Here is a 12068-nt window from a genome sequence, read left to right on the forward strand (position 1 = left end):
GTAAGGATAATGCCCATGACAAAATCGCAATTGATAGAGCGCTTAGTGGAGAAAAATCCACAGCTATCAGTACGTGATGTCGAACTGGTAGTAAAATCCATGTTAGATCAAATGTCGGAATCTCTGGCAGATGGAGACCGCATTGAGATCCGTGGCTTTGGTAGCTTTTCGCTACACTACAGAGCGCCACGCGTAGGCCGTAATCCCAAGACTGGAGAATCGGTCAAGCTAGATGGCAAATACGTTCCGCACTTCAAACCAGGTAAGGAGTTGCGTGAGCGGGTAAACGACGGACAGGATAAACCCATCAAGCCATAGGTACTCTAAATAATTCAACTTTGACCAATAGCGGAGATTACCTTGCGACAACTTTTCGCGATCATACTATTTATTGCCCTACTGATTATCAGTACTGTATTTGCCTTGAATAACAATCAGCCGATTGTGGTGGATTACCTTTTCGGAGAATCGGAGCTTGCACTGTCAACCCTGATATTTTGGGTAGCACTAATTGGACTGTTACTTGGAATTTTGGCAATGACCGTTGCACTATTGAAACTAAGAGTGCAGCTTAAGCGTTGTAAAAACAGGCTGAGTAAAGCTGAACAAGAATTAAAGAATTTGAGGACTGCGCCGGTCAAGGATACGGTTTAAATGAATGATTGGTTTTTGTATGGGGTGCTTGCGCTACTTCCCATTGCAGCTTTTTCTGGATATCGATTAGGCCGTAAACAAAGAAAAGAGCAGCAATCCTCCAACGGCAGTTTATCAAGCAACTATATAAAGGGATTAAACTATCTACTGAATGAACAGGCGGATAAGGCGGTTGATACATTTATCGATCTTCTTACTGTAGATACGGATACTGTTGAAACACACCTTGCTCTAGGCAATTTATTCCGCAAACGTGGCGAAGTTGATCGCGCTATTAGACTTCACCAAAATCTTATTGCTCGTCCTCAACTTAAAACTGAAGATCGTAACACCGCCCTATATCAATTGGGCCTCGATTATAACGCAGTCGGCATGTATGACCGTGCTGTGAGCCTGTTTAATGAGCTGCTTTCAGATCCTGAACATAAATCTGAATCTTTACACCAGCTACTTAATATCTATCAGCTGACAAAAGACTGGGATCAGGCAGCAAAAATTGCCGAGCAACTACAGTCATCATTAGGGGAGGAACAATCTAAGCCTCTAGCTCACTTTTACTGTGAACTGGCTGAACAGAAGCAAATCGAAGGTGATACGAAAGCAGCATTAGCAAACTTGAAGAAAGCACTATCGATTAATCCTGACTCTGTTAGAGCCAGTATCTTACAGGGTGATATCTATCTGCAGCAAAGTAATTTCAAGCAGGCAATTAAGGCCTATCAGCGAATTCTCAAGCAGGATATCGCTTTTTTACCAGAAGCATTACCTAAAATTGCAGAAGCATATAATGCTCAAAACGACCTAAAGGGGTATAAGCAATTTCTGAATGAGAGTTTGCAACATGATGCTGGCGTTTCCCTGCTGATTGAACTGTCCAAGATCATCCAGAAAGAGAAGGGTGACAAGGCTGCTGCATTATTAATCGGCGAATATCTTCAGGATAAGCCTTCTCTGAAAGGCTTGCACCGATTAATCTCACTCCATATTGAACACGCTCAGGAATCTGCTAAACCTAGCTTGCAGTTACTTGATGGCATCGTCGAAAAGTTATTACAGAGAAAACCACGTTATGAGTGCCAAAACTGCGGGTTCCACACCAAAGCAATTTATTGGCAGTGCCCAAGTTGTAAAGAGTGGAGTTCTGTTAAACCCATAAAAGGCATAGAAGGCGAATAATGTAATGTCTGATCCAAAAATTCTAGTAGCACTTGATTACGATAATCAGCAACAGGCGTTGCAGCTGGTTGATCAACTAAAGCCAAATCTGTGTGGGCTTAAAGTCGGTAAAGAAATGTTTACACTGTTCGGCCCTGAGTTCGTTAAGACACTTGTAAATAAAGGCTTCAAAGTCTTTCTCGATTTGAAATTTCACGATATACCTAATACTGTCGCTAAGGCCTGTAAGGCCGCTGCTGAGCTTGGAGTGTGGATGGTTAATGTCCACGCTTCCGGTGGCAGTAAAATGATGCACGCGGCACGTGAGGCGCTAGAAGGATATGAGAATCGTCCTTTATTGATAGCTGTGACCTTGTTAACCAGTATGGATGAAGTTGCCTACAGTGAAATCGGTTTTAAACGAGACCTGCCTGAACAGGTTGAGCATCTTGCCGGTATTGCTAAGTCTGCGGGACTTGATGGTGTTGTTTGCTCCGCCTGGGAAGCAAGGCGATTAAAAGAGCAGCTGGGAACAGAGTTTAAACTGGTAACACCAGGTATTCGTCCCCCGGGCAGTGAAATAGGTGATCAAAGTCGAATTATGACGCCTGAGCAAGCTGTCGTCGCTGGCTCTGACTACTTGGTCATTGGCCGACCAATTACAAAAGCTAGCGATCCACTAAAAGCACTGTACGAAATTTCTGAAAGCATTGTGAGCTAGTTGTTTTAATTATCTCCAAATAATATTCTCCATCCTGTCGCATGACGGTGACAAAAAGGATATTAAAAACAAGGAGATAATCATGAAAAAAATTGCTTTACTACTTTCATTAGTTTTAGCTGTAAGTTCTCAGACACTCTTTGCAAAGGAAAGAGGCGGGTTGTCCGCAGCAAACGGTAAAGGATCTACCGAGCAAGCATTAACAGTCAACATTAACAGTGCGGACGCAAAGGAACTTTCGAGAGTATTAACTGGTGTAGGTATGAAAAAAGCTGAGGCCATAATCGAGTATCGTGAGAAGTTTGGACCATTTAAATCTGCCAATGAGCTTACTGCTGTTAAAGGCATTGGCGAGAAGACGGTAGAGAAAAACAAAAGTAAAATTAAGCTGTAACTAGCTACTAATAAACAAAGCCCAAATAACATTGGGCTTTGTTGTATCTACACACTTTAAAATATGTTTGCAAATTAAGATTCGGACTTTTTTGATTTAAGAATGGCTTTAAGAGCTGGTTCATTAAGCAATTGCTTAGGCCAAAACAGGCCGAGAATAATACCTTGAATAAAGCCAATAATGTGCGACTCCTCTACAACGGCACCTCCTAAAAAGTCGTCATACTCTTCTTCGACTCCCATAATTTGAGGTAAAAATATCTTAATGCCAACGATGAGCAGTAGCACACCACTAATCTTTACCCCAAGCCTTAGTTCAGCAGTAGCACATGCAGCAATCAAGCCATATAGAGCGCCTGACATTCCGACATAATGGATAATATGTGGAGTCCAAAGGTGCATCGCTAAAATATTGACGCAGTAGAGCAAAAGTACCCAGATTATCCAATAGGATTGCTTTAATAGTGGTTGAAAGATGAAACTGATTAACCAGAGACTAGCCAGGTTCATAACGGTGTGCCAGCCACCTAGGTGTACAAGATTGGCGGTAACCAGTCTCCACCACTGACCACTATCAACTAATACTCGATCATATGCCATCCATAAGTTAGATTGGGGCAAAAGTAAGTAGCTAATAATGCAAATATGACTTGCAGCTAATGCAAATGCGTATTTTCTTAAAAATTGCGTCATAAAATATTTTTATCAAATGTAAAATTTAGTTCACACTTTTAATAATCAACTGTGGCTAAAATTTGTACAGGCTAAACGGATTGCAAAAATGAGAACCGTAAGGAATTCCTTTTAAAAGCAATGAGTTACGGAGAGCTCCCTAGGCAATTTGTTTTTCTTAATGCTATGTAAGTAAAGTTTATAGGCTTTTTTTTAGTAAATCATCCACTTAAGAGGAAAATATTATGTTTGAAACTATCGCTATGATCTGCTATTTATCTATCTCAGAACCACAAGTTTTAGAAGCTCCTGCGTTTGAGCAACCACCAATAACCAGTATTTACACTGGCAGTGGCGGCGGTGAGCCAGGTGATGACCCAACAAAAGAGAAAGAGAATTGATTCAAAGCATCATAAATAACTTTGATCTTAACAATCTAATGAGTGACATATTCATGATGTCACTCTTAGGTTGTGTATTTTTGCATTTGTTATTCACAAAAAATAATAGGCTACTTACATTCTCTATCGTCATACTTATTATCCAGTTCATTAACTGGAATTTGACATCTTTTTTGTGGAATCATCAGTCTGCTAAATTTATTTGGTATATCACATGGATGGTTACAGATATTTTCATCTTGCTCTATGTCGCATACAAGGCTGTAACAACTGGAAAAGTTTTAAAGGCAGAGTTTGCAGTATCTGTAGTAACAACTATCGCTATAACAATAAACATATTAAGATTTATAGAAAGACACTTTACTGACTTAGAGGTGATTGTGAGCGTGCAATCCTTCGCTATTAATTCAGTCAACATCTGCATCATATTAGCTTTATTAACACCAGTAGCTAAGCAACTGGTGGTAACTTTAGGAAGAAAAATCAATGGCATTACTATTTTTGGCCTACGGTTTAGTGTTAGCAGCGTTCGCAGCAGCGCTGTTTTGGCTAATCCTGAAAGCCTATCGCGGACGAATAAACGTTCCTTACGATGAGTACTCGCTAGATAGCGAATACGAGTCAAATGGCAACGTGATTGATTTATCGGCTTTTCAAAGAGCTGATATGATTGGTTTGCGTTTGCTTCAGGAATATTCACAGATTGAGTCGAGCAACTTGCCTGAGAAAGATAAGTTGAGAGAGATACTATTATGGAATCAAAAGCTTCAAGAATTTGAAGTTAATAATAGACGCATTATTCAGTCTCGTGGCTTCTTAAAGCCCGTTCAACTACAAAGTGCTAAAACATCAGCTCCGACAGAGTTCACTCGCACCTAGAATCATTTTCTATTAAATGCAAAAAGGCCTGCAACTGCAGGCCTTTTTAGTTTTAGTTTAACTTAGTGCCATGGGGTGGAATTAATCTCACAGCACTTAAATCAAAGTTAGGTTTTATTTCAGGTTGGCTATTCTTACGCCAAGCTCTTCTTTACTACTATTAGCTCTGTAGTTTTGAAGAATCAGTTCTGCCTTTTCTTCTGGGCTAAGATTAATGCCTCTTGTTGTTGAAAGAGACTCCACCAAGGCAATAATTTTACCAAGGGTATCAACTTCAGCACCGTAGTCCACCTGAGTGTAATACTCACTCATAGGTACCAAGGATAGTCGATAACCTAGTGCTCTAGCCAAACCATCAATTTTGTGAACACCTGGATCAGATGTTTTCCCCTCCAAAATTCGATAAATGGTCGACTGACTAATGTGAGCCTTATGCTGCATGGAGTAATCCGTCTCACCTAGGCTTTGCATAAGTTGTTTTAGTTGATCAATTATTTCGCTCATTTAGATTTCCTAAAAAAGATGCAAATTCGGTTTGATTTGTATGCATATTTGCATTATTATTTAAACCAAGTTCTGAAATGCATTCGATAGCTATTTGTATCACAGAGTGAAAGACAAATAAAGTATTGAATTGTATCGAAACAAAGTTTCCATTTCAGAAAAGGGGTATAGCCCCAACAAGTTTTCCTTCAGCTATATGGTGGGATTTGGCCGAGATTCATATCTCGGCTTTTTTTTGCCTGAATTTATTACTTAGCTGTGTTGCTAGTTGGTAGAGCATATTCACTATATAGGTTGATTTGTAATCAATCACACTCGCTGGTAAACTCCGCGCTCTTTTTAGCCAGATATTAAATTTTAATGCTCATCGGTCCGCCATAGCGCATATTTTCCTAAGATAACACTCTTGTTGTCATTTTACTCGTCTCTGGCTGCGAGTTTTTCTTGTTGGTTTAATACGACTTAGCGGTCGTGATTCTTATTTACGGTTATTACAATGCTACAAACTATAAAAAGAGATTGGTTCTCTAACATCAGAGGCGATCTGCTCGCCGGTCTAGTTGTTGCCCTGGCTTTGATTCCAGAAGCTATTGCATTTTCCATTATCGCAGAGGTTGATCCTAAGGTCGGTCTTTATGCTTCCTTCTGTATTGCAGTGATTATTGCCTTCGTGGGTGGCCGTCCAGGCATGATTTCTGCTGCAACAGGCGCTATGGCCCTCTTGATGGTGACATTGGTTAAAGAGCATGGCTTGCAATACCTTTTAGCAGCTACAGTTTTAACTGGCATCTTACAAATCATCGCAGGATTTTTACGATTGGATAATCTGATGCGCTTTGTGTCACGCTCCGTTGTAACCGGCTTTGTTAATGCTTTGGCCATATTAATTTTTATGGCCCAGGTTCCTGAACTTATTGATGTAACCTGGCATGTCTATGTAGTTGCTATTGCTGGTCTATGCATCATTTATCTATTTCCATTAATCCCTGTAGTCGGAAAAGTCATTCCTTCGCCATTGGTTTGTATTGTTGGCCTTACCATAGTCGTTGTTGCATTGGGCTGGGACATTCCAAATGTGGGCGGAAAAGGGGAGCTACCAGACACCTTGCCAGTTTTCTTATGGCCGGATGTTCCTCTTAATTTAGATACATTGGTAATCATCTTCCCTTATTCTGCTGCCTTGGCGGTCGTTGGCTTATTGGAATCATTGATGACTGCAGGAATCGTCGATGACTTAACCGATACTACTAGCAACAAGAATCGTGAATGTAAAGGTCAAGGAATTGCCAATATCGGTGCTGGTTTGATGGGCGGTATGGCAGGCTGTGCAATGATAGGACAATCTGTGATCAATGTTAAATCTGGTGGTCGAGGTCGTTTGTCCACTTTTGTCGCTGGTGTAGTGTTAATTATATTAGTAGTGTTTCTCGATGAGTGGATTAGCCTGATCCCGATGGCTGCTTTGGTTGCTGTTATGACAATGGTTTCAATTGGTACCTTTTCCTGGTCATCAATCAGGGACTTAAGAAAGCATCCAATGTCGACTAATTTAGTTATGGTAACAACTGTTGCAGTCGTTGTTGCCACCCACAATCTGGCTATTGGTGTGTTTGTCGGTGTATTGATGGCGGCATTGTTCTTCGCCAATAAAATCAGCCGTTTTATGGTTATCAAACGAAATGCAGAACAAACTGACACGACACGCAATTATGAAGTCATAGGCCAGGTCTTCTTCGCCTCAGCGGAAAAATTCATTGGTTCATTTGATTTCAAAGAAGCTATTGATGAAGTGACCATTGACTTAAGCCATGCGCACTTTTGGGATATTACAGCGGTTGGAGCATTAGACAATGTAGTCATCAAGTTTCGTCGAGAGGGCACTAAGGTGAATGTCGTTGGACTGAACGAGGCCTCAAAGACTGTGGTCGATAAGTTTAGTATTTACGATAATCCAGAAGAAGTTGAAAAGCTGATGTCAGGGCATTAGTCTGAATCTATAAGGAGAACGAGATGAAAAATATCATTGCCTGTATTGACGGTTCAGCCATGTCGGCTTCTGTATGCGATGCAGCGGCCTGGGCCAGCAATAAATTGGAAACACCTCTAAGCTTATTGCATGTACTTGAAAAAACAATAAGCCCTGAAAATGAGAATCTATCGGGAACCATTGGTCTTGGTGCTCGTGAGGCGCTGTTGGAACAATTGACAGAGCTTGATGAGAAACGAAGTCGAGTTGCATTGGAGCATGGTAAACACATGTTGGAAGATGCACGGCAACGAGTTACGGAACTTGGTGTTAATGATATTTTTATACAGCAAAGACATGGCAGTTTGCTGGAATCGTTGACCGAACTGGAGCCCGATATGCGACTATTGGTATTAGGACGTTTGGGTGAAGATCATGATGTTGCTGCACATACAATTGGTTCGCAGTTGGAAAGTGTGATTCGCGCTATGCATGTGCCAATATTAGTTACGGTAGGCGAGTTTCAGGCTCCTAATAATTACATGATTGCTTATGACGGCAGTGAAACCGCCAACAAAGCCATTGATCGTGTGGCAGCAAGCCCATTACTGAAAGGTTTGGAAGGGCATATTGTTATGGTGGGTGATGATAATGAAACCAATAAGAATGCGCTTAGTAGGGCCACAGATATTTTGACTAAGCATGACCATACGGTTCAACCTGCCCTTGTGCAAGGTGAAGTCATCGAATCACTAAAGGCGTATAGACAAAAGGCTGGTATCGAAATGATGATCATGGGTGCTTATGGCCACTCTCGAGTTCGTCAGTTCTTTTTGGGAAGCAATACCCAAACGATGATCAGTAACAGTACAATTCCCTTAATACTGCTACGATAGATATCCCTTTCTCCAGCGCTATTTACTTAAGTGGATAGCGCTCTCTCTAGTATGTTTTTTGCTCTTAATATTGGTCACATTGCGGGCCTACATAGCGCCTACACAACCATTTTATCCAGATAACAAAAAAGGCCTTACATTGCTGTAAGGCCTTTAAAATATGGCTCCCCCTGCTGGACTTGAACCAGCGACATATGGATTAACAGTCCACCGTTCTACCAACTGAACTAAGGGGGAATTTTGCGTTCATCACTTTGTGTGCTGAACGGGGCGAGATAATAGACATATTTCTCTTAACGGTCAACACCCAAGTGATAATTTTTTTAAATTTAGGCCATTTTTCTGAGTCTTAGGATAGCTTCCTCTAGCGTTTCCATACTTGCAGCATAGGATAGACGTAGGTGGCCAGGTGCGCCGAACGCTGAACCGGGGACCAATGCCAGGTCAACTTTTTCGATAAGCAGCTCAGCAAAATCCAGATCCGATTCACAGCCATGCTTTTCTATCAAGCCTTGCATATTGGGGAACGCATAGAAAGTGCCATCGCTTGGTAAGCAGGTTACACCTTCGATGCTATTGAGGGCATGTACCAAGTAATCGTGACGCTTTTTGAAGGCTTCGAGCATAGGCTTAATACAGGACTGGTCGCCAGCAAGAGCTGCAGTTGCTGCAGCCTGGCTGGGTGCTGCTGGGTTAGAAGTGCTCTGCGACTGAATCTTCTTCATGGCGCCAATTAAATCTGCTGGGCCGCCAGCATAGCCAATACGCCAGCCGGTCATGGCATACGCTTTTGACACGCCATTCAATACCACGGTTCTGTCATACAGTTCAGGGCAGACATTGAGGATGTTTAAAAATGGCTCTTCAGTCCACAGGATATGTTCGTACATATCGTCTGTAGCGACTACGATGTCAGGATATTCCACTAACACATCAGCCAGTGCTTTTAACTCATCTTTGCTGTAGGCAACACCCGTCGGGTTACTTGGGCTGTTGATGACAAAGAGCTTTGTCTTGTCAGTAATCGCGCTACGTAATTGCTCAGGTGTGATTTTCAGATGTTGTTCAATGGTTGTTTCAATAATAACGGGTTTTGCGCCTGCTAAGATTGCCATATCAGGATAAGATACCCAGTATGGGGCAGGGATAATCACCTCATCACCATCATTTAGCAGAGCCTGGCAAAGGTTGTAAAAACTTTGTTTGCCCCCACATGATACAAGGATCTGGTTTGGCTGATAGTCCAAGTTGTTGTCTCGCTTGAACTTATCGATAACGGCTTGCTTAAGTTCAGGAGTACCGTCGACAGGCGTGTATTTGGTTGCGCCGTCTTTAATGGCTTCGATTGCAGCTTGCTTAATATGCTCTGGTGTATCGAAATCTGGTTCACCGGTACCCAAACCAACAATTGGACGGCCTTGAGCCTTAAGCTCCTTGGCTTTGGCTGCCACTGCAAGTGTTGGTGATGGTTTAACAAGTTTTACACGTTCGGAAAGTTGAATAGCCACCGTATCCCCTTAATTTGTTTGATCGATGATGAGTGTGCGAGAATATCTGGCAATGATACTCCAACTTTTTCGCCCACCCAAGTTTTAGCAGCGTAGTTTTACAAGAGTGTATAAGTAAAAGTCATGAGCCAACAATTTGATATTCAATCACCGTTCCCGCCTGCTGGTGACCAGCCAAAGGCGATCAAGCAATTGCTGGAAGGTCTAGAAGACGGTTTATCGCACCAGACTCTGCTTGGAGTAACAGGCTCTGGCAAGACCTATACCATGGCCAATGTCATTGCACAAAGTGGGCGGCCTGCCATTATCATGGCCCCCAATAAAACTTTGGCTGCTCAACTTTATGGCGAAATGAAGGAGTTCTTCCCCAATAATGCGGTCGAGTACTTTGTTTCCTACTACGACTATTACCAACCTGAAGCTTACGTTGCTGCATCCGACACTTTTATTGAAAAGGATTCGTCGATCAATGAGCATATTGAGCAGATGAGATTGTCTGCCACAAGAGCGTTATTAGAACGGCGCGATACAATTATTGTTGCTTCGGTATCCGCCATTTATGGTCTGGGTGACCCAAAAGCTTTCCACAGCATGGTCATGCACCTCAAAGTGGGGGACCCGGTGGATCAACGGTTTATCCTGCGACGCCTAGCCGAGCTGCAATACACCCGTAATGAATTTGACCTGCAGCGGGCAACTTATCGTGTACGAGGAGACTTGATCGATATTTATCCTGCAGAATCTGATAAACATGCGATTCGTATCGAATTATTTGATGATGAAGTCGAAACGATTCAGACCTTTGATCCGCTAACAGGTGAGGTGCTGAAAAGGCTCACACGAGTGACTATTTTTCCTAAAAGTCACTATGTGACATCGCGCCAAACGATTCTCGATGCCATTGAGCAGATTAAGGTAGACCTAAAAGAACGTCTGGCCCAATTTTACGAGCAGAACAAGCTAGTAGAAGCACAGCGCCTGGAGCAGCGGGTCAAATTTGATATTGAGATGATGCAGGAGTTGGGTTATTGCTCGGGTATCGAAAACTATTCTCGTTACCTGTCTGGAGCTCAGCCAGGTGAGCCACCTCCCTGTTTACTGGACTATTTGCCAACAGATGCATTGATGATTATCGATGAGTCTCACGTTACCGTATCGCAAATTGGTGCTATGTATAAAGGGGACCGCTCTCGAAAAGAAACGTTGGTAAATTACGGTTTCCGACTGCCTGCAGCCTTGGACAATCGCCCATTACGGTTTGAAGAGTTTGAACGCATATCGCCGCAGACGGTTTTTGTCTCAGCTACCCCAGGCAAGTATGAAGAAGAGCATTCTGGTCAGGTCGTAGAGCAGGTGGTTCGTCCAACTGGACTTATTGATCCAGAAGTGGAGGTGCGGCCAGTCGGAACTCAGGTGGATGATTTGCTGTCTGAAATCCATCTTCGGGTTGATAAAAATGAGCGTGTATTGGTCACTACACTAACCAAGAAAATGGCGGAAGATTTGACCGACTATCTCTCGGAACACGGTGTTCGCGTGCGATATCTACATTCAGACATTGATACCGTAGAGCGAATGGAGATTATCCGTGACTTGCGTCTGGGTGAGTTTGATGTACTAGTCGGCATCAACCTGTTACGAGAGGGGCTGGACATGCCCGAAGTTTCATTGGTTGCAATTCTTGATGCGGATAAAGAGGGCTTCTTACGCTCAGAGCGTTCACTGATTCAGACCATTGGCCGTGCTGCACGTAATCTTAGCGGTAAAGCTATCTTATACGCCGATAGAATCACAGGTTCCATGGAGCGAGCCATTGGTGAAACTAACCGCCGTCGCGCGATTCAGCAGGAATTTAATGAAAAGCATGGCATTACTCCTATTGGCGTCAGTAAGAAAATCACTGATGTAATGGATACCGGCCACAGCAAGAAAAGCCGTAAAGTTGCAGAAAAGCTGGGTCAATATAAGGTTAAATCTCTGGCCGACGCGGTAAAAGAAATTGCTCAGATGGAAAAGCAAATGCTCGAATACGCCAAAAACCTCGAGTTCGAAAAAGCTGCAAAGCTTAGGGATGAAATTCAAAAACTTCGTGATGCCAGTTTGGCGACCTGAAATACTATACTATCTCCTCATATAGGTGGGTTTGGCCACCCACTTATATCTATTCTTTGCTAGTGAAGTGGCTTATCCTCAGTGCTTTGCTAACCACCTAACCAGCCCAAAGAGAGCCATTTCACATTAGCAGAGCACCATTAAATGACCAATTGAACCTTTGTTTCAATCGGTGTTCAGATGCTACAATATGACGTTTAGCTCAAG

At 42.6% G+C, this 12068-nt stretch carries 13 protein-coding genes and 1 tRNA gene; 10 read left to right on the forward strand and 4 right to left on the reverse strand.

Annotation, left to right across the window (positions count from 1 at the left end):
* Positions 1 to 15 precede the first annotated feature (15 nt).
* The 5 genes from ihfB to CW740_RS04155 all read left to right on the forward strand — a co-directional run bounded on the left by ihfB (position 16) and on the right by CW740_RS04155 (position 2924).
* Positions 16 to 318 (forward strand): integration host factor subunit beta, encoded by a 303-nt coding sequence (gene ihfB / locus CW740_RS04135; protein ID WP_018625563.1) that lies wholly within the window; start codon positions 16 to 18, stop codon positions 316 to 318.
* A gap of 42 nt (positions 319 to 360) precedes the next feature.
* A complete protein-coding gene (locus tag CW740_RS04140) occupies positions 361 to 654 on the forward strand; it encodes a lipopolysaccharide assembly protein LapA domain-containing protein (RefSeq protein WP_106646354.1) in 294 nt (97 codons plus the stop codon).
* Positions 655 to 1830, forward strand: a complete 1176-nt coding sequence (lapB, locus tag CW740_RS04145) for a lipopolysaccharide assembly protein LapB (protein ID WP_106646355.1) — start codon at positions 655 to 657, stop codon at positions 1828 to 1830.
* 4 nt (positions 1831 to 1834) lie between these two features.
* Positions 1835 to 2530: an orotidine-5'-phosphate decarboxylase gene (gene pyrF, locus CW740_RS04150; RefSeq protein WP_106646356.1), complete on the forward strand. Its 696-nt coding sequence runs from the start codon at positions 1835 to 1837 to the stop codon at positions 2528 to 2530.
* An 82-nt stretch (positions 2531 to 2612) separates the two neighbouring features.
* Positions 2613 to 2924: a ComEA family DNA-binding protein gene (locus tag CW740_RS04155; protein WP_106646357.1), complete on the forward strand. Its 312-nt coding sequence runs from the start codon at positions 2613 to 2615 to the stop codon at positions 2922 to 2924.
* Positions 2925 to 2998: 74 nt separating this feature from the next.
* Here the strand turns inward: CW740_RS04155 and rrtA are convergent, their stop codons facing one another.
* Positions 2999 to 3616, reverse strand: coding sequence for a rhombosortase (rrtA, locus tag CW740_RS04160; RefSeq protein WP_106646358.1), 618 nt, complete (start codon positions 3614 to 3616; stop codon positions 2999 to 3001).
* Between the two features lie 224 nt (positions 3617 to 3840).
* Between rrtA and CW740_RS12480 the strand changes: the two genes are divergently transcribed.
* Positions 3841 to 3996, forward strand: coding sequence for a hypothetical protein (locus CW740_RS12480; protein WP_188459745.1), 156 nt, complete (start codon positions 3841 to 3843; stop codon positions 3994 to 3996).
* A 486-nt stretch (positions 3997 to 4482) separates the two neighbouring features.
* A complete protein-coding gene (locus CW740_RS04165; RefSeq protein WP_106646359.1) occupies positions 4483 to 4875 on the forward strand; it encodes a hypothetical protein in 393 nt (130 codons plus the stop codon).
* 114 nt (positions 4876 to 4989) lie between these two features.
* On the opposite strand, the gene CW740_RS04170 is transcribed toward CW740_RS04165, so the two are convergent.
* Entirely contained in the window at positions 4990 to 5379 is a 390-nt protein-coding gene (locus tag CW740_RS04170) for a helix-turn-helix domain-containing protein (RefSeq protein WP_018625571.1), read from the reverse strand.
* Positions 5380 to 5875: 496 nt separating this feature from the next.
* Between CW740_RS04170 and CW740_RS04175 the strand changes: the two genes are divergently transcribed.
* Together CW740_RS04175 and CW740_RS04180 are read left to right on the forward strand one after the other, a co-directional pair.
* Entirely contained in the window at positions 5876 to 7366 is a 1491-nt protein-coding gene (locus tag CW740_RS04175; RefSeq protein ID WP_106646360.1) for a SulP family inorganic anion transporter, read from the forward strand.
* A gap of 23 nt (positions 7367 to 7389) precedes the next feature.
* Positions 7390 to 8241, forward strand: a complete 852-nt coding sequence (locus CW740_RS04180; RefSeq protein WP_106646361.1) for a universal stress protein — start codon at positions 7390 to 7392, stop codon at positions 8239 to 8241.
* Between the two features lie 161 nt (positions 8242 to 8402).
* Here the strand turns inward: CW740_RS04180 and CW740_RS04185 are convergent.
* Both CW740_RS04185 and CW740_RS04190 read right to left on the reverse strand, forming a co-directional pair.
* Positions 8403 to 8478, reverse strand: a tRNA-Asn gene (locus CW740_RS04185).
* A gap of 92 nt (positions 8479 to 8570) precedes the next feature.
* Positions 8571 to 9749 (reverse strand): pyridoxal phosphate-dependent aminotransferase, encoded by a 1179-nt coding sequence (locus CW740_RS04190; protein WP_106646362.1) that lies wholly within the window; start codon positions 9747 to 9749, stop codon positions 8571 to 8573.
* Positions 9750 to 9872: 123 nt separating this feature from the next.
* Here CW740_RS04190 and uvrB point away from each other — a divergent pair, with 123 nt between their 5' ends.
* Positions 9873 to 11861, forward strand: coding sequence for an excinuclease ABC subunit UvrB (uvrB, locus tag CW740_RS04195; RefSeq protein ID WP_106646363.1), 1989 nt, complete (start codon positions 9873 to 9875; stop codon positions 11859 to 11861).
* Positions 11862 to 12068: the final 207 nt, after the last annotated feature.

The organism is Kangiella profundi, from assembly GCF_002838765.1.
GTDB lineage: Bacteria > Pseudomonadota > Gammaproteobacteria > Enterobacterales > Kangiellaceae > Kangiella > Kangiella profundi.